Source organism: Pectobacterium sp. S5 (assembly GCF_051707265.1).
Taxonomy (GTDB): domain Bacteria; phylum Pseudomonadota; class Gammaproteobacteria; order Enterobacterales; family Enterobacteriaceae; genus Pectobacterium; species Pectobacterium polare.
Map to the genome: position 1 here is coordinate 76,089 of NZ_JAULSZ010000004.1, position 17,786 is coordinate 93,874.

Below are 17,786 nucleotides of genomic sequence, written 5' to 3' on the forward strand. Positions count from 1 at the left end.
ATAATGCTGGATTATGAAACATTACGCCTGATTTGGTGGGGATTGATTGGCCTGTTGTTTATCGGCTTCGCCATCACCGACGGCTTTGACATGGGCGTGGGCATTCTGCTGCGTCTGCTGGGCAAGAATGATACCGAACGGCGAGTCATGATTAACGTGATTGCCCCGCACTGGGACGGCAATCAGGTCTGGCTGATCACAGCGGCAGGCGCACTGTTCGCCGCCTGGCCGATGGTGTATGCCGCCGCTTTTTCCGGTTTCTACTTCGCCATGATTCTGGTGCTGGCCGCTCTGTTTTTCCGCCCGGTTGGCTTTGATTATCGCTCCAAGCTGGAAAACCAGCGCTGGCGCAATATGTGGGACTGGGGCATTTTCATCGGCAGCTTCGTCCCCACGCTGGTGTTCGGCATCGCATTAGGCAACCTGTTGCAGGGTGTGCCGCTGAGCGTCAATATGTATTTGCGCCTCACCTACCACGGCGGGTTCTTTGGCCTGTTGAACCCGTTCGGGCTGCTGGCAGGCGTTGTGAGTGTCGCGATGATCGTCGCACACGGTGCAATTTACCTGCAAATGCGCACCACAGAGGCGCTTCAGCGTCGCGCACAAAAAACTGTCCTGATCGCCAGCGCGCTGATGAGCATCGCCTTCTTACTGGCTGGCCTCTGGGTGCTAACCGGAATCGACGGCTACGTGATTACCTCCACGTTAGATAAAGCGGCCCCGTCTAACCCGCTGAATAAAGAGGTGGTCCAGCAGGCTGGGGCGTGGTTAACCAACTTTACGGCCCACCCTGCGCTGTGGGCGATTCCTGCACTGGGTGTAATTTTGCCGTGGTTCACCTGTCTCTTCTCACGCGTAGATCGCTGCGGCTGGGGTTTCCTGACCTCATCATTGACGATTGTCTGCGTGATTCTGACGGCAGGCATTACGCTGTTCCCATTCGTGATGCCTTCCAGTTTCGATCCCAACGTCAGCCTGACCATCTGGGATGCCACGTCCAGCCAGCTTACGCTTCAGGTGATGACCATTCTGGCCTGTATTTTTGTTCCCACCATCCTGATTTATACCAGCTGGTGTTATTACAAAATGTTTGGCCGGATCGATGCCCGCTACATCGAAGCCAATAAGCATTCCGTTTACTAACGACTTGAGGAGAAAGAGCATGTGGTATTTCGCCTGGATACTTGGCACGCTGCTGGCCTGCGCGTTCGCGCTGGTTACCGCGCTGGCAGTAGAGAACCATGAAGCGGGGAAAGACGCTTCGTAAAAAAACGAAGCGCCTCACTGGGCGCTTCATCATTCTTTGCTGAGACAGCATCGCTGAAACAATTGCCGCTGATACCGTCATCAGGGCAGACGAAACCCGCCAAGGGCGCTAGAATGCAGACGCTGCGCCCAATCGGATGCCCCCTTTAACCTGAAATCAGACGATGACATGACAACGCCCAGACAGGACAAAACGCCGTGGTGGAGTCAGGGGAAAACCCCGGACTACCGTTTTTCATTAGCGAATGAGCGCACCTTCCTGGCGTGGATTCGCACCGCGCTGGCGTTTCTCGCGGGCGCGGTGGGTATCGATCAATTCACCGTTCATATCGATCCGCTGGTGCGGCAGGGACTGGCCCTGCTGCTGGTCGTCTGTGCAGCATTACTCGGCGGTCTGGCCTATCGTCGCTGGGTTAGCAATGAGAAAGCGATGCGTCAGGAAAGTGATATGCCGTATACGCCGATGCTGCTGATCGTGACGCTGTTTATCACCCTCATTGCCATTGCGCTTGCCGCGATGATTCTGTTCGGGTAGCGCATGGACACGACACGCGATCCGGGATTACAGCCGCAGCGAACCGGCATGGCCTGGTCACGTACGCTGTTTGTGATGCTGATCAACAGCCTGCTGTGTTTTCGCCTGAGCATGGTGGATGACAGCCGTATCGTTTTTGCCTGCGCTATTCTGCTCTTGTGCGTTTCTGCCCTGATGTCGGTACTGGCGATTCTGCGCTACCGCTTTAATGCCCGTTGCCAACCGGTGCTATCACGCGCTAGCCACGGGCTGATCGTGCTCACATCATCATCGATTGTCATCACCGCGCTGGTCTTGCTGTTGCATTTCAGCGGCGTGTGGTAAGACCCGATTTTCTGTACTTTTTTCTGAAAAGAAAGGTTTTCTGAAAAGAAAAGCGGTGAAGCCCAAACGCGCTTCACCGATTAGGCGGGTTATTCGATCGAACTTTCCGGGAACAGGAAGGGGTTGATGCTACTACGAGAAAAGCCTTCTTCCTCCATTTTCACATCCAGCACCAGCGAAGCCAGATCGTCGGCGACAGCTTCCACTCGGTGATCTTTTTCCTGATATAGCAGCTTCAGATACGTGCCGCAGTGGCCACAGCTTTCCGCCTTGATAGCGGAATTTTCGCTATCCAGCGACCAGTAATTCAGCTCGCTCGACTCTTCACAGTTGCTGCATTTCACGCGCACCATGTGCCATTCGCTTTCGCACAGATTACAGTGCAGATAACGCAACCCGCTGGACGTCCCTAACTGCACCACTCCAGATACCGGAATACTGCCGCACACGGGGCAGAACTGGCGATGTTCACCGGGTACGGCGCGCGCTTTACCGGGCAGTTGGCTTGCCATCTGCGCCCAAAACAGCGATAGCGCCGCCCAGATGAACGGGGCTTTATCATTGCTCTCGGCACGAAACTCGTGTTGCAGCAGTGCAGTTGCCTGTTCTTCCAGCTCCTGCTCTGAGGCTTTTTCCAGATTCTCCAGCGTGGATAATACCTGTCCGCTGGCATCCGGTTTTAATTCTTCGATCAGCGCACGCAGCAGCGTGTGCCAATGCGCATCACGCGGGAACACCGCGATATCGAGCGGCGGACGTTCACCGGACTGTTTCAGCACATCACTCAGGTCAAGCTTCAACGGATGATCGTGCAATACCTTCTGCTGGGCTTCCACCACGCCTGCGGCGAAGGTGAGATAATCCCCCAACGGGTGCTCTTCAGCTAACTGGCGCAGACGCTCCGCGCGGCTGCTGTACAAGCTTTTCAGATTAGCAAAAAGCAGCGGAGGGATGTTCCCTTCCGGCATCGATTTTTCGTTCTGTTCTAACTGTTCCTGAGGAACAATGCGAATACTCATCAGGGTGGTTTTTCCTGTTGTTTACGTTGTCTATCCGATAGATTTCGGGGTGCAGGAAGGCCGCCAGCGCGGTCCGAAAGATAGCGGGTATAGCTCACCTTTAGCTGGGATTATACGCATCGTGCCTATCGACTTCCTGATTTCCGGCAAGGTTATGGCTGTTTTTCGCCATCCATTCCGTCACCTTCCGCCATGACGGGAACAGTAGCAGAAAAGCGGCAAACATCTCCACACCTCTAAAGAGGTGATCGGGTCAAACGCTCGCCTATCTGCGCCCGAATCAGCGATGCCAATACGATCACGCTTTGTTCGCAGCGCTCGTCCCATTCATAGGAGGCGTTGAAGCGGAAGTAGCGATCGTATTTGTCGCCAGTAGTGAACATTTTCCCCGGCGCAATGCTGACGCCTCGCTCCAGCGCGCGGCGGTATAGCTCCGTGCTGCTGACGCCTTCAGGCAATTCCAGCCAGAGAAAATAACCACCTTGAGAATGATTAATGCGGACGTCGCCCGGAAAGTGCTGGCGTAGCGACTGTAACGCCGCGTGTTTACGCTGTTCCAGTGCCCGTCGCAGGCGGCGAAGGTGGCTGTCATAGCTGCTGGTCGCCAGATAATCTGCAATCGCCAGTTGCATCGGGGCGCTGGTTGATAATGTACTCATCAGCTGTAAACGCTGAATACTGCCCGCATAGCTTCCTGCCGCCACCCAACCGATGCGGAACCCCGCCACCAGATTTTTAGAAAACGAGGAACAGTGCAGAATCGTGCCTTTTTTATCCAACGCCTTCGCGGGTAACGGACGTTGCAGGCCGGTATAAAGCTCACTGTAGACGTCATCTTCAACCAGCCCGACGCCGTGTTTTTCCAGCATCGCCACCAGCCGCTGTTTCTTCTCCCAGGACAGCGTGCAGCCGAGCGGGTTATGAAAATTGGTCATCAGCCAGCAGGCTTTGATCGGGTAGTCGTTCAACGCCTGCTGCAACGCGTCAAGATCGATGCCCTGCTGCGGATCGGTCGCAATCGCAATCGCTTTGAGTTTAAGCCGTTCGATCGCCTGTAGCGCGCCATAAAAAGCGGGAGATTCGATCACCACATAATCGCCCGGTTCCGTCAGCGCCTGAAGGCTGAGATTAAGGGACTCCATCGCGCCCGCCGTAATCACAATCTCATCGGGCGAGACGGCAATCCCCTGCAATGCATAGCGCTGGGCGATGTTCTTCCTCAGGCTCTCATTACCCGGCGGTAAATTATCCAGCGCGCTATGTGGCTGCATATGACGTGCCACCGAGGCCAGTGAGCGCGTCAACTGACGCTGTGGAAAGAGCTGTGGATCGGGAAATGCCGATCCGAACGGCATGACCGCCGGATCTTTGCTGGCCTGAAGCACATCAAAAATGAACGCGTTGACGTCCACGTCTTCGGTCAGTTGAACGCGCTCCTGTCCCACGGGCGAATGCAGGCTGTCTGCTGGTAGCGCGGACAGCTGTGGTGCCGCGTAATAACCCGACTGTGGACGCGACACAATCAGCCCCTGACTTTCCAGCAGCTGATAGGCGTGCAGCACGGTCATCAGGCTCATGCCCGAATGCAGTGATTTTTCCCGCAGCGAGGGCAGTTTGTCGCCCGGCTGCCAGATCCCTTCCTGAAGCTGCTCACGGATCTGGTGAGCGAGCTGTTCAAACTTTGCCATAGCGCTACGGTTTCGGTAGGTGAGTCTGTCATTATTTTTAGCTCGATCACCACCGACAGGTCATGATCGAGAAGGATGCTTTATCGAGAACAACGCATTTTTCGAGGACTATTTCGCCGCGTAGCGTTGTACAAAATCCAGCAGAATCTTGCGCGCCCAGATAGGTTCCTGCGGAATATCCATCATCCGATCGACATCCCAGCCGCCCTGTCGCAGCGCCGCTTCATTATGACGTAGGCACGTCAGCATGATGTCCGCGCTGAATTCCGGATGAAATTGCACTGTCAGGACTTTATCGCTGTAGCGGATAATCTGGCAGCCGTCCATCTCGGAACTTGCCAGCACCTGCGCGCCTTCAGGTGGTTCCAGCACAGATTGCTGATGGGTCAGATAAGCACCAAACTGCTGCGGATAATCACGCAGTAAGGTGTCTTGCGCAGCAGCTTCATGGGTTGTTACAACCTGAACGCCCACTTCCTTACCGTTCGGGTTATCCCCTACTTTGCCGCCCAGCGCATCGGCAAGCAGTTGATGTCCATAGCACACGCCCAGCAGCGGGATATCCGCGTAATATGCTTCACGCAGCCAGCCCGCGGTGTACTCGCTCCACTCCAGTCGATCGGTGACCATCGACCACGAACCGGAGATCACCACCGCCGCCAGCGTATCAAACGACGGCAGCGGCTCCCCGAGATCGGGACGGACCACCTGCACCGGCTGCGTGTTACCCTGCACCGCATCGGTAAACCACTTCCCTTGCTGCCCAACCTGAGACGCGATGCCTTCCGGCGGTTGGCCCAACTGAATTACCAGCAATACCTTTTCGCTCATCGTCCTGTTCTGCCCGTATTTGAAAAACCATCAACCTGAAAATCATCAGTTTGAAAAATCATCAGTCTGAAAAACCACAAGAATGCGGCGCTCGCTGCTGCTAACGAACGTAGCACTATGCTTTCATGAAAACCAGCCACTATGAAAATCTGCGCATGGGAAAAGCCATGCGCATTATTTTATCATCGCGAAATGAGACGGTTTGAGGGCAAAAAGAGTCTGCTAACGGGAAGGCTGTTGGTGGTAGGCCAGCGAGAAGACATCGTAGAAATCAACGTCACCTTTTGTGCGTCGAATTTTCTCTATCCCTGCTTTCACGGCTGACGGCACCTGTTCATTGCACAGTAGCTTATCCTGCGTGTCCTGCGATACGTGGCGGACAGTAAACCACTCGCCGTTATAGCACACACGGAGATCCAGGGTATCAATGTCTTCAAAGCGATAGGTCGGGTTGATATCTACCGAGAGCGCCAGCGTCATCACCAGCAGGAAAACAGTGAAGCCAATCAGGTAGGGCAAACCGAAATAAGGGGCATAAAAGAGGATGATCGCAACCGGCACGTAGCTCACCAGCATCGCGGCAAACAGATAGGGGTGTGACTGCATGAATTTGCGGCTAAAACGTATTTTATTGTCGCGTTTTTCTTCCCGATTAATACGTTCGATCTCTTCGGTCAGAAGGCGTTTTACTTCATCCATCGTCATCACCATCATGCTTGAGGAATACAACACTGCTGGCATCGATTAGAACATAGCCCCATGAGAGATAACAGATACAGTTTTCGACAGATTAACTATAACAGCTTGCCGGATGCCGGGATGGATTACCCCGGCAACCTCGGTGACAGAATGGTGAGATTATGGAATGGCGGGCATCGTGAGATCGGGATCGATCAGATTGTAGATATGATTGCCAAATACGGGTTGCTGCAACAGTTGATCAACCGCCAGCGCGACATCCCAACGTGACACCAATCCCAGCGTAGCAGCACCCTGCGTCAGTTTCGCATTGTGCGTCGCAACCACGTCCAGCAGACCGCCGGGACGAACAATACAGTGATCCAACGTGCTGCTTTGCAACCAGCTTTCTGCCAGCGATTTCTCACGTACGGCGAAACCAAACGCGGCTCTGGCGCGTGGCGACAACAGCGGCCAGCTATCGCCGCAGCCCAGTGACGTCACCAGCAGCATACGCTTAAGACCTGCCTGCTCGGCGCCATCAATCACCGTGCGGTGGCCCTGATAATTTACCGTGCCGCCGCCCATTGTCGATACCACAATGGCAGAGGGCCCCGCCACACGACAGGCTTCTGCTACCGTTTCTGGATCGCAGGCATCGCCTTCCACTACCGTCATTCCCTGCTCACGCCAGTGTTTGGCCTGTTCAGGATTACGCAATACGAGTACGACCGCCTGCTCACACTCAATCGCGCGCTGTAATAAACAGGCGCCGACCCCATTGCCTGCGCCGAAAAGTAACCACGTCATACCTGCTCCGGTTGTAATTCACTCGCCAGCGCGCGGAACGCCTCAACCTGAGCGCTCAGCAGCTGGCGGTGGCTGTCTCGTCCAAGGAAAATTTTAAACATCGCCGCACCACTGGCATTAAAGAACACCACGGACGCCGTGTCCATCCCCATGAACTTACGCTCAATAAACGCAATGTGCTGACAGCTTGTCGCGCGGATATGTCCGCTCAGGCCATTTTTGCCACGCAGGTTAAAGTAGCCGTGGCGGTGCGTACCGGTTGGCAGCTCGCTCTTGAATTCCAGAATCGCGTCCGCCGTGTGGCTGATTAGCGTCACTTCACCCCAGGTCGCAATCGTGTCCCAGACGTGATCGAAACGATCGCCCGTTACCAGCGTACGCTGCCCCGCAGGCAAGGCCTCTACGACAGCAAACAGCGAGGTATTATACTTTCCGGCAATCTCTTCCAGTGTGCCATCAGGGTTGGTTGCCAGTAATTCATTCAGTGTCATAGCCATGGTTGCGTCTCCGGTTAGTGCGCATGCTCTTCGGCATTAAGCTGGGGGATAATTTGTTGTAATGCCTGCATCAGGTTATTCGCCCAGAAGCGGCCATCATTGGTCAGGCGCAGGCAGGTGGAATCGTCACAGGTCAACCCGGCCTGATGCCATTGGCTGAGTAACGGCTGAAGTTCACGGGCATGTCGAGTCAGTTGAGGCAGCTTGATACGACCGACCTCAATACCCGCCTGAAGCTGATGCTGCCACGGCCCGGTAGGACTGGCTGGCGTCATCATCATGATCGGTTTTTTCCCCTGATCGATCTGCTGGTAGTAGCGCTCCAGGCTGCGTTCCATCATGTAGGCTTGCCCGTTTATATTGCCGCCCGCACCGCTGCCCATTGCCAGACAGTCCGCACCTTGTTTGATCAGCAGGTTATACAGGTTGCGTTCACGCGTGGTGCGCGCCCAGTGGCTGTTGCTAAGCTGGTGCCAGCCAGCGTCGGCCAGAAATGCCGCGCCAGTCCGGTAAAAATCACGGCGGGCAACCACATCAGGCAGCGAGACACGCTGGTTTTCAGCTGCCTTCGCCAGCGGCGTGGTTGGTAACAGATTCAGCGCATACAGATCGACGCCGTCTAGCGGTAAATCGCTGACGATCGCCAGATCTTCGCGCCAGATTTCCGGCGTTTGCTCCGGCAGGCCGAACATCAGATCGCACACTACGGCAGCTCGGTCCCGCTCACACAGACGCTCAAGGAAGCGAATTGACTGCTGCTTATCCGACGTACGCGCCATACGCTGACGAATACGGGTATCGAACGTCTGAATCCCGATAGAGAAGCGGTTCGCTCCCGCATCCAGACAGGCATCGATTCGCTCATCGTCGAAATCCATCGCCCGCCCTTCTACCGTGATTTCACAGTCCGGTGCCAGCGGCAGAGAGGTACGAATCGCACGAATGATCTGCGACAGCTCATCGGCCGCCAGCGCCGTTGGCGTCCCCCCGCCAAAATACACCGCATGAATCGGCGCAGACTGATGCAGCGGGCTGTCCGCTTCCATCGCCAATTCCTGCAACAGATAGCGGGTATAGGTCGCCGTGCTGTCATCACGCAGTTTGTTTTGATAAAAACCGCAGAACGTGCAGTGCGTGGCGCAGAAAGGAATGTGCAGGTAGAGCAGGCGCTTACGCGCCGGCACTGTCTGCTGCTTCAGCGCCTGCCAACCGGCCGGAATTTGTTCTGGTGAAAGCGGCACATGGTTGCGCCACGGCATTGCCATACGTCGGGCGCCAAAAGGCTGCTCACCGGGCTCAGCATAATACGGCGTAAAATCGATGTTCATTAACAGCCCCCAAATAATCAATAAAATAAATTAAATGATAATTATTTTTATTTGGCAACCTGCCCGGCAGGCAGAAAGGAGGCGGGTTATTCTTTTCGCGTCATTTTCTCTTTAAATTAACCGATTTGCTTATTTTGGTTAAAATTGCAGATATAAATAAACACGGTTATTTCTCATTACTTTCATAGCATTAATCCACTGCACCCACTTTAAATGTTAAATAAATGAAAACAAAAATCACTACATTAAAATTCGTTAACTTAACAACCAATAAAATATTGCAAGTCCTTATTTAATAATAAATGAGATTGCAGTCACATTTTTTAATATTCATTCAAATTTAATTATCGCCGCTCCCGCCCAAATGATAACGTTAATGATAATCATTAACTTTTCAGAGAAAAAGCCATGAATAAAAAGGCCACACACTGGGCTCTCTTTATGCTGCCTGCTATTTATAGCGGCGCAATTAATGCAGCGCCAAACGATTCATCCAGGAATCATTCGACCACAAACAGCGATGAAATAACCGTTATTAGTGCAGGGAGAACGGAACAGAATTTATGGGAAAGTCCGGTCACGATGCAGGTTGTCGATAATGAAAAGCTGAGTAAATATACGGGTGATTCTATTGCTGAAGCGCTACGTGATATTCCCGGCGTCGATATTACCGATACCGCATTGGCCGGTCGGAAACAAATACGTATTCGCGGCGAAGAAGCCTCACGCGTATTAGTGTTAATTGACGGACAGGAAGTCACCTATCAACGCGCCGGCCCCAATTACAGCCTCGGATTATTAATCGACCCTTCTTATATTGAACGCATTGAAGTCGTGAAAGGCCCGCATTCGGTATTATATGGCTCGCAGGCTATCGGCGGCGTGATTAACTTTATTACCCGCAAAGGCGGAGATAAACCGCTGAGCGGCAAAATCAAAGCCGTTTATGACAGCGCGACCGCAGGCTGGCAGGAATCGGGGTTAGCCTACGGCTCCATCGGTAATTTTGACTATCGCCTCAGCGGCAGCTATAGCGATCAGGGCAACCGCAGCACGCCGGATGGCCGTCTGCCGGATACCCACTTCCGCAACAGCGGCCAGTCCGCCTGGCTCGGCTATCGTCTTGGCGAGCATAAGTTCGGCCTGTCGCTGGACAGCTTCAAGCTCAGCACGCAGACCTACACCGACTCGGATGAATACGACAGCTTCAGCGTGCGCATTCCTGAACTGGAAAGAAAGAAGGTCGGCCTGTTTTATGACTGGCAGATCGGCGGTGATGTGCTGAAAAACCTGCATCTGGACGCTTATCAGCAAAATATCAAACGCGAATTCCGTAACGATCTGTCGCAGAGCGGCATGACCTATACCACGATGGGTAGAACGCTGACTAATGCGTCAATGGCCCTCAAAACAGGCACAGATGACAAGCAAGTTACCCGCGGTATGACCTTACAAGCCGATCTGGAACCGTTCGACCAACATTTGTTAATAATCGGTGGACAGTGGTCACAAGATGATGTGAAACAAAACGCTTACTCTAATGTGAATGTAGCGAGCCGCATTAATGTCATGGGTACCAATTACAACATCAATATCAGCCCACAATCTACTTCTGACGCACATTGGCAGCAAACCAGCTGGGCGTTGTTTGCACAAGACGAGTGGAAGCTAACACCAGACTGGAGCTGGACCGTCGGTGCACGTCAATATTGGGTCGAATCGTTATCTTATGGCGGCTCGCAACGAGGAAGTCTGACCTTATCCGGCTTCCCTGCGTTCACAAACGCAAACGGCACCACACCACTCAACAGCCAAAACAACAGCGAACGCACTCACGACAGCACATTAGTCACCGCCAGCAGCCTGCGCTATTCCGGCTTTGATAATATCCAGCTGCGCGCCTCCTTCGCGCAAGGTTATGTCTACCCTACCCTGACGCATAAGTTTTACGACACGGCAGCAGGCGGGAGCACCACTTACGGCAACGCCAATCTAAAGGCGGAAAAGTCGGATAACTATGAAGTCGGCATGCGCTACAAAGATGATAGCTGGCTGCTGGATAGCGCTGTCTACCATTCACGCGCCAAAGACTACATCACCACGCTGAACTGCGCCGGTAACGCCGTCTGTTCCGGCAGTACGGACAGCAGCAGCCGCTACTACGCCAACGCCAACCGTGCGACCACGTACGGGATGGAAATGTATGTGGAATACCTGGGCTGGCCGCTGTCTCCTTACGTTAACGGCAACATCATCCGCCGTGAGCTGGAATTGCCGACGCGCAGCACCTATCGCACTGGTGAACCCACCTTTACCGGACGCGTCGGGGTCAAAAACATCATGTTGTTTGATCGCATGGAGCTGGAGTCGGATCTCTACCTCCGGGCTGCCTCACGCGCGAAGGATGAAACGGCAGATACCGCCGTCCAGCACAGCGGTTGGGCAACGGCCAATCTGGAATTCACCAGCACCTTCGGTAGCGAAAATCAGTATCAGGTCACGCTGGCGCTGAATAACCTGCTGGATAAGCGCTATACCACTGCGCATGAAAGCATTCCTGCATCCGGCTTCAGCACCGCGATTGGCGCGGCGTTCTCATTCTAAGCATCATGATGATGAAGGCAATAATTGCGTTAATGCTTTTCGGGCTGTCTTCCTTCACCTGCGCGGCCAAGCCGCGCGTGGTGATTGCCGGTGGCTCACTGGTGGAAATCGCTTATGCGCTCGGCGCAGGCGATACGGTGGTCGGTGTGGATCAGACCACCACCTATCCACCACAAACGGCAACGTTGCCAAAGGTCAGCAACTGGCAACAGTTGACGAGCGAAGGCATTTTGTCGCTGCACCCAACGCTGTTGATGACCTGGCAAGATGCCAACCCGCCGCAGGTGCTTAATCAGCTTGAGCAGGCTGGCGTAACGGTAGCCCGTTTTACCCGCACGCCCAGCACGCCAGCGCAGTTGCTTAGCAATATTCGTCAGGCTGGTGCGCTGCTCAATCGCGCTGAGGCTGCTGAGCAGTTGGTCACTCGCCTTTCTCAGCAGTTGAGTGCGGTATCAGAGCGGCTGGCTACGCGGAAAGATCGCGTCAGCGTCGTGTTTCTGCTGAGTGTTGGCAGCAGTGCGGCGCAGGTCGCGGGGAAAAATACCGTGGTGGATGGCCTGATCACGCTGGCAGGCGGAAAGAATATTGCCACACATAGCCAGTATCGTATTTACGGCGGTGAGGCGATGATTGCGGCGAATCCTGAGGTGGTTGTAGTGACAACGCAAAGTGTGGAAAACGGCGTGGAGGCGCTGGCGGCAGTACCCGGATTAACGCAAACCGCAGCCTGGAAAAACCAGCGTATTATCGCGCTCGATCAGGCGATTTTATTGGGAATGGGGCCGCGCGTCGCCGAGGCGGTAGAAGCGCTGAATCGTGGCTTTTATCCTTAACAAAACGAATATATCCCCTAGATAATTCGAGTTGCAGGAAGGCGGCGACACAGTGAATCCTCAGGAGCTTACATCAGTAAGTGACTGAGGTGAGCGAGGAAAGCCAACGCACATGCAGCTTGAAGTATGACGGGGATTAACGGCCTCAATAATGAGGCCGTATCACAACGCTTACTGAATACCCTGACTGCGCAGGTAATCTTCATAGTTGCCGGTGAAATCGATCACTTTATTTGGCGTAATTTCCAGAATACGGGTCGCCAACGAGCTGACAAATTCACGGTCATGAGAAACGAACAGCAGCGTTCCTTCATACATTTCCAGCGCCATGTTCAGCGATTCAATGGATTCCATATCAAGGTGGTTGGTTGGTTCATCCATCACCAGAATATTCGGACGCTGCATCATCAGTTTACCGAACAGCATGCGGCCTTTTTCACCACCGGATAACACCTTCACTTTCTTCTTGATATCATCCTGGCTGAACAGCAAACGGCCGAGTATGCTGCGCACAGCTTGCTCGTCGTCTTTTTCCTGTTTCCACTGGCTCATCCAGTCAAAAACGGTCAGCGTCTCATCGAATTCGTATTCGTGATCCTGCGCGTAGTAGCCAATTTTTGAGTTTTCAGACCATTTCACTGTACCGCTATCCGGCTCGAAATCACCGACCAGCGTTTTCAGCAATGTCGATTTACCGATACCGTTGGCACCCAGAATAGCGACTTTCTCACCCACTTCGATCATCAGACCCAGCTTGCTAAACAGCGGGCCATTATCAAAACCTTTGCTCAACGCTTCAACTTCCAGCGCATTACGGAACAGTTTCTTATCCTGATCAAAACGGATAAACGGGTTTTGACGGCTGGACGCTTTCACTTCATCCAGCTGGATTTTATCAATCTGACGTGCGCGCGATGTCGCCTGCTTGGATTTAGAGGCGTTGGCGCTAAAGCGGCTGACGAACGATTGCAGTTCGGAAATCTGCGCTTTCTTCTTGGCGTTATCGGACAGCAAACGCTCACGAGCCTGCGTCGCTGCCGTCATGTATTCATCATAGTTGCCGGGATAAATACGCAGCTCGCCGTAGTCCAGATCCGCCATGTGCGTACAAACCATGTTCAGGAAGTGACGGTCATGCGAGATGATGATCATGGTGCTGTTACGCTCGTTCAGCACCTGCTCCAGCCAGCGGATCGTATCGATATCCAGGTTGTTGGTCGGTTCGTCGAGCAGCAGGATATCAGGATCGGCAAACAGCGCCTGCGCCAACAGGACACGCAGTTTCCAACCGGGAGCAATCTCACTCATCAAGCCATAGTGCTGCTCAACGGGAATCCCCACGCCCAGCAACAGTTCGCCCGCGCGTGATTCTGCGCTGTAGCCATCCATCTCACCGTATTGCACTTCCAGATCGGCAACTTTATAGCCGTCGGCTTCGCTCATTTCAGCCAATGAATAGATACGGTCGCGCTCTTCTTTTACCGCCCACAGCTCGCCGTGGCCCATGATAACGGTATCCAGCACGCTGTATTTTTCAAAAGCGAACTGATCCTGACGCAGTTTACCCAGACGTTCATTAGGATCGAGGAAGACGTTACCGCCGCTCGACGCCAGATCGCCGCCGAGAATCTTCATAAAGGTGGATTTGCCGCAGCCATTCGCGCCAATCAAACCATAACGGTTGCCGCCGCCAAATTTAACGGAAATGTTTTCAAACAACGGCTTGCTGCCGAACTGCATGGTGATATTGTTGGTACTTAACACAGCACTTATACTCGAGTCGGAATGTGATTTGGCGCGCATTATGCCACAAGCGCGCGATAGGATCGCGGTTAGTTTTGAGTAATATTTAAGCGATAGCGCATACAGGAGAAAAATGCGATGCCTATAGTACGTCGTTTCAAACAGGTCGACGTTTTTACCCAGCAGTCTTTCAAGGGCAATCCGCTTGCCGTCATTATGGAGGCGAAGGGATTAACCGATGCGCAAATGCAGGAGATCGCTCGCTGGACAAACCTGTCAGAAACCACGTTTGTCCTGCCAGCCACCGATCCTTTAGCGGATTACCATGTCCGTATTTTTACGCCAGAATCGGAAATTCCGTTTGCCGGACACCCTACGCTAGGCACCGCACATGCCCTGCTGGAAGAAGGATTGCGCCCTAAGTCTCCGGGCCAACTGGTGCAACAATGTGGTATTGGTCTTGTGCCGATCAACATCGGTGATGATGAGAGCCTCGCTTTTCACGCGCCCCAGGCCACCCTCGTTCCGCTTGGCGATGAGCACACGCCACTGCTGGAAAAAACGCTGGGTATTACCGGCGTTGATAGTCCCTGTATCGATAAACGCTACCCGCCTACTGCCGTACAGATGGGCATTCGTTGGCTTGTGATTCGCGTAGACAGCGCTGACACCTGTCTGAACATCACACCGGATGCTGAAGCACTCTCAGCCGTGCAAAACCTCAGCCAGACCAACGGCATCGCTGTCTATGGCCCGCACGATGGCGTAACGCCTGCCGACTATGAGGTTCGTGCTTTCTACATCGAACGCGGCCATCTCAAGGAAGATCCGGTTACCGGCAGTGCCAATGCTTGCCTGGCGGTACTGCTTCGTCAGCAGCATTATATCAATAACGTCACCGCGCCACTCAGCTACCGTGCGCGACAGGGCACCATGCTGCAACGCGATGGCCGCATTACCGTAACTTACCTGAACGATGAACCGTGGATCGGCGGGCACAGCGTCACGATCGTTGATGGAACATTGCAGCGGTAGGAGGGAGCGATTTTATGGAAGCGCCATTTGTCGATACGCCATTTAGAGATGCACGGTATGAATTACGTCATCAGCCACACCTGCGCTTAACGATCCAAGAAGAAAGCGATGCCGATGCGCTCTTTACTCTGATTCAGCAGGAAAAAGTGCGTCTGCGACGTACGTTACCCTGGCCGGATTCCGTCAAGAGCGTCGATGACACGCGTGAAACCATTCGCGCCAACCGAAAGGCATTCTTCGACAAAACGGCCGCTGTGTACGTTATTCGCTGGGACGATGCGCTGGCTGGCATCGTCTCCTTCAACACGATTCAGGATAAAGAAGGCGTCATCGGCTATTGGATCGCCGAAGCCTTTGAAGGCAAAGGCATCGTTTCTCAAGCTGTCAGCACACTGATAGCCGCCTATACCGATGCGAACCTCGTTGAGCGCTGCGTCATCAGAGCCTCAACCGCCAACACGCGTAGCAACGCGGTCGCTCAACGGCTTGGCTTCCGCTTTCACCACACGGAGAAAGACGCCGAGCAGATTGGCGAGCAGTGGTTCGATCACAATATTTATCACTATCCCGCCTGATATTACCTCGCATGCCTTCCATCACCTGATGCGCAACCGCAAGGTCAGCGCATCAGGTTCTTTCGCTCCACGACGCATTTCCTTTTCCATATCGTTATATTTTTGTGACTGACATCACAAAAATGTTGAAATCCGATCTCATCTTCGCTACCATTAAAAACGTGATGAACATCACACTTAACTAACCCGTTAGAGGAGTCTGATAATGAAAACCTTTCGCAAAATCAGCAAATTCTTTAAAAGAATGGGAGATGTTTATGTCAGTTACTGTGAACGTATTGGGTCAATCATCAGCCCGTTCTGATTGTGATATAAACAATCTCTAAAGCCGCCTCCTACAGGCGGCTTTTGTTTTTTCAGCCTCTCTCTCACCTTGTTCATCCCCCTTTCTTTTTTGTCTACCCATACGTCGCAGATTTGTGCAGCACACCGCATGCCTGAACATTCTCTTTTAAAAACAGCTCAATGCGTTTTCCTTTCACGGCAAAACCACCGTTAACAGACTATGCTTTTCTCTAGCTGTACTTGCTTCGCGTCCCCGACGTCTGCGCTAAAAGATAAAAAGGACATGACTATGAGTAAAGTTAAACAACAGGATATTGACCGTCTGATCGAACTGGTCGGCGGGCGTGAGAACATCGCGGCGGTCACGCATTGCATCACTCGTCTCCGCTTCGTCTTACATGATTCGTCCAAAGCCCATCCCAAGAACATCGAAGAGCTGCGTATTGTTAAAGGGTGTTTTACCAACGCCGGACAATTTCAGGTCGTGATCGGCACCAACGTAGATGAATATTACAAAGCGCTGCTCGCCACCACGGGAAAAGGCGAGATGAATAAGGAAGAAGCCAAAGTCGCCGCTCGCCAAAACATGAGCTGGTTTGAACGCAGCATTTCACATTTTGCCGAGATCTTTTTTCCGCTACTTCCGGCCCTCATCAGCGGGGGCTTGATCCTCGGGGCGCGTAACGTGATTGGTGATATCCCGATGCGCGACGGACAAACGCTGGTACAGCTCTACCCAACCTGGCAAACTATCTACGATTTCCTCTGGCTGTTGGGTGAAGCCATCTTCTTCTATCTCCCCGTTGCGGTCTGCTGGTCAACCGTACGCAAAATGGGCGGCACGCCCATCCTCGGCATCGTGCTGGGCATCACGCTGGTATCGCCGCAGCTAATGAACGCCTATCTCATCGGCCAACAAACGCCTGAAGTGTGGAATTTCGGCTGGTTCACGATTGAGAAGATAGGCTATCAGGCACAGGTCATTCCGTCCGTTCTGGCCGGGATGGCGCTGGCGATAATCGAGACACGGTTGAAAAAAATCGTGCCGGATTACCTCTACTTGGTGGTCGTGCCCGTAACCTCGCTCATTCTGGCTGTGTTCCTGGCACATACCTTAATTGGTCCGTTTGGTCGTATGATTGGTGATGGCGTCGCCTGGGCCGTTAAGGCAGTGATGACAGGCAGCTTCGCCCCCGTTGGTGCAGCGCTGTTTGGGTTCCTGTATGCACCGTTGGTCATCACGGGCGTGCACCAAACGACGTTAGCGATTGATATGCAGATGATTCAAAGTATGGGCGGCACGCCAGTTTGGCCGCTTATCGCGCTGTCCAACATTGCGCAGGCAGCTGCCGTTGTCGGGGTGATTCTCGTCAGCCGGAAAGCCAACGAACGTGAAATTTCTGTTCCCGCGGCGATTTCCGCTTTTCTTGGCGTGACCGAACCGGCGATGTACGGTATCAACCTGAAATACCGTTTTCCGATGCTGTGCGCCATGATCGGTTCCGCCTCCGCCGCGCTGATTTGCGGCCTGTACGGCGTAACGGCAAATGGCATCGGCGTAGGTGGGCTACCGGGCATTCTCTCCATCAAGCCACAGTTTTGGGGAATTTTCGCTATCGCCACGCTGGTTGCCACCGTCATTCCGATTGTGCTGACGTCGCTGGTCTATAAGCGCAAAATCCGTAATGGCACACTCGACCCTGCATAGCAGTGACATATCATTATTATCTCAACT

General features: G+C 53.4%; 18 protein-coding genes. 9 read left to right on the forward strand and 9 right to left on the reverse strand.

Translation table 11 applies throughout. The annotated features are described in order from the left end of the window. Positions 1-3: 3 nt before the first annotated feature. From cydB to QWJ20_RS15085, 4 genes are all read left to right on the forward strand, one after another. Complete coding sequence (cydB, locus tag QWJ20_RS15070) at positions 4-1,143, forward strand: cytochrome d ubiquinol oxidase subunit II (protein WP_433992895.1); 1,140 nt, start codon at positions 4-6, stop codon at positions 1,141-1,143. Between the two features lie 19 nt (positions 1,144-1,162). Next, positions 1,163-1,267: a cytochrome bd-I oxidase subunit CydX gene (cydX, locus tag QWJ20_RS15075; protein ID WP_010278781.1), complete on the forward strand. Its 105-nt coding sequence runs from the start codon at positions 1,163-1,165 to the stop codon at positions 1,265-1,267. A 168-nt stretch (positions 1,268-1,435) separates the two neighbouring features. Continuing rightward, complete coding sequence (locus tag QWJ20_RS15080; protein WP_039471932.1) at positions 1,436-1,801, forward strand: YidH family protein; 366 nt, start codon at positions 1,436-1,438, stop codon at positions 1,799-1,801. A gap of 3 nt (positions 1,802-1,804) precedes the next feature. Beyond that, positions 1,805-2,125: a DUF202 domain-containing protein gene (locus QWJ20_RS15085; protein ID WP_349718660.1), complete on the forward strand. Its 321-nt coding sequence runs from the start codon at positions 1,805-1,807 to the stop codon at positions 2,123-2,125. Positions 2,126-2,214: 89 nt separating this feature from the next. Here QWJ20_RS15085 and fdhE read toward each other — a convergent pair whose 3' ends face one another. From fdhE to hutW, 8 genes are all read right to left on the reverse strand, one after another. Then, the gene (gene fdhE / locus QWJ20_RS15090; protein WP_095995016.1) at positions 2,215-3,144 is read right to left on the reverse strand and encodes a formate dehydrogenase accessory protein FdhE; all 930 of its coding nucleotides are present in this window, start codon (positions 3,142-3,144) and stop codon (positions 2,215-2,217) included. Positions 3,145-3,244: 100 nt separating this feature from the next. Continuing rightward, positions 3,245-3,370: a hypothetical protein gene (locus QWJ20_RS15095; RefSeq protein WP_433992896.1), complete on the reverse strand. Its 126-nt coding sequence runs from the start codon at positions 3,368-3,370 to the stop codon at positions 3,245-3,247. Positions 3,371-3,380: 10 nt separating this feature from the next. After that, positions 3,381-4,832 carry a PLP-dependent aminotransferase family protein gene (locus QWJ20_RS15100; protein WP_174876573.1) on the reverse strand — a complete coding sequence of 484 codons (1,452 nt, stop codon included), beginning with the start codon at positions 4,830-4,832 and terminating at the stop codon, positions 3,381-3,383. Between the two features lie 108 nt (positions 4,833-4,940). Next, positions 4,941-5,663 carry a glutamine amidotransferase gene (locus QWJ20_RS15105; protein ID WP_433992897.1) on the reverse strand — a complete coding sequence of 241 codons (723 nt, stop codon included), beginning with the start codon at positions 5,661-5,663 and terminating at the stop codon, positions 4,941-4,943. 222 nt (positions 5,664-5,885) lie between these two features. Continuing rightward, positions 5,886-6,362, reverse strand: coding sequence for a YlaC family protein (locus QWJ20_RS15110; RefSeq protein ID WP_433993082.1), 477 nt, complete (start codon positions 6,360-6,362; stop codon positions 5,886-5,888). Positions 6,363-6,521: 159 nt separating this feature from the next. Next, on the reverse strand, positions 6,522-7,151 hold the full coding sequence (locus tag QWJ20_RS15115; protein ID WP_039497494.1) for an NAD(P)H-binding protein: 630 nt from the start codon (positions 7,149-7,151) through the stop codon (positions 6,522-6,524). Then, the gene (hutX, locus tag QWJ20_RS15120; RefSeq protein ID WP_433992898.1) at positions 7,148-7,648 is read right to left on the reverse strand and encodes a heme utilization cystosolic carrier protein HutX; all 501 of its coding nucleotides are present in this window, start codon (positions 7,646-7,648) and stop codon (positions 7,148-7,150) included. The genes QWJ20_RS15115 and hutX overlap by 4 nt, the downstream gene beginning before the upstream one ends. 14 nt (positions 7,649-7,662) lie before the next feature. Further along, positions 7,663-8,976, reverse strand: a complete 1,314-nt coding sequence (gene hutW / locus QWJ20_RS15125) for a heme anaerobic degradation radical SAM methyltransferase ChuW/HutW (RefSeq protein WP_433992899.1) — start codon at positions 8,974-8,976, stop codon at positions 7,663-7,665. Between the two features lie 408 nt (positions 8,977-9,384). Here hutW and QWJ20_RS15130 point away from each other — a divergent pair, with 408 nt between their 5' ends. Continuing rightward, a complete protein-coding gene (locus QWJ20_RS15130; protein ID WP_433992900.1) occupies positions 9,385-11,580 on the forward strand; it encodes a TonB-dependent receptor plug domain-containing protein in 2,196 nt (731 codons plus the stop codon). Positions 11,581-11,591: 11 nt separating this feature from the next. Next, complete coding sequence (locus QWJ20_RS15135) at positions 11,592-12,413, forward strand: heme/hemin ABC transporter substrate-binding protein (protein ID WP_433992901.1); 822 nt, start codon at positions 11,592-11,594, stop codon at positions 12,411-12,413. A gap of 171 nt (positions 12,414-12,584) precedes the next feature. Here QWJ20_RS15135 and QWJ20_RS15140 read toward each other — a convergent pair whose 3' ends face one another. Further along, positions 12,585-14,177, reverse strand: coding sequence for an ABC-F family ATPase (locus QWJ20_RS15140; RefSeq protein WP_072014383.1), 1,593 nt, complete (start codon positions 14,175-14,177; stop codon positions 12,585-12,587). Positions 14,178-14,294: 117 nt separating this feature from the next. Between QWJ20_RS15140 and QWJ20_RS15145 the strand changes: the two genes are divergently transcribed. From QWJ20_RS15145 to treB, 3 genes are all read left to right on the forward strand, one after another. Continuing rightward, complete coding sequence (locus tag QWJ20_RS15145; RefSeq protein ID WP_433992902.1) at positions 14,295-15,191, forward strand: PhzF family phenazine biosynthesis protein; 897 nt, start codon at positions 14,295-14,297, stop codon at positions 15,189-15,191. Positions 15,192-15,205: 14 nt separating this feature from the next. After that, the gene (locus tag QWJ20_RS15150; protein WP_433992903.1) at positions 15,206-15,766 is read left to right on the forward strand and encodes a GNAT family N-acetyltransferase; all 561 of its coding nucleotides are present in this window, start codon (positions 15,206-15,208) and stop codon (positions 15,764-15,766) included. Between the two features lie 574 nt (positions 15,767-16,340). Further along, complete coding sequence (gene treB / locus QWJ20_RS15155; RefSeq protein WP_174871651.1) at positions 16,341-17,759, forward strand: PTS trehalose transporter subunit IIBC; 1,419 nt, start codon at positions 16,341-16,343, stop codon at positions 17,757-17,759. The last annotated feature ends 27 nt before the right edge of the window (positions 17,760-17,786 follow it).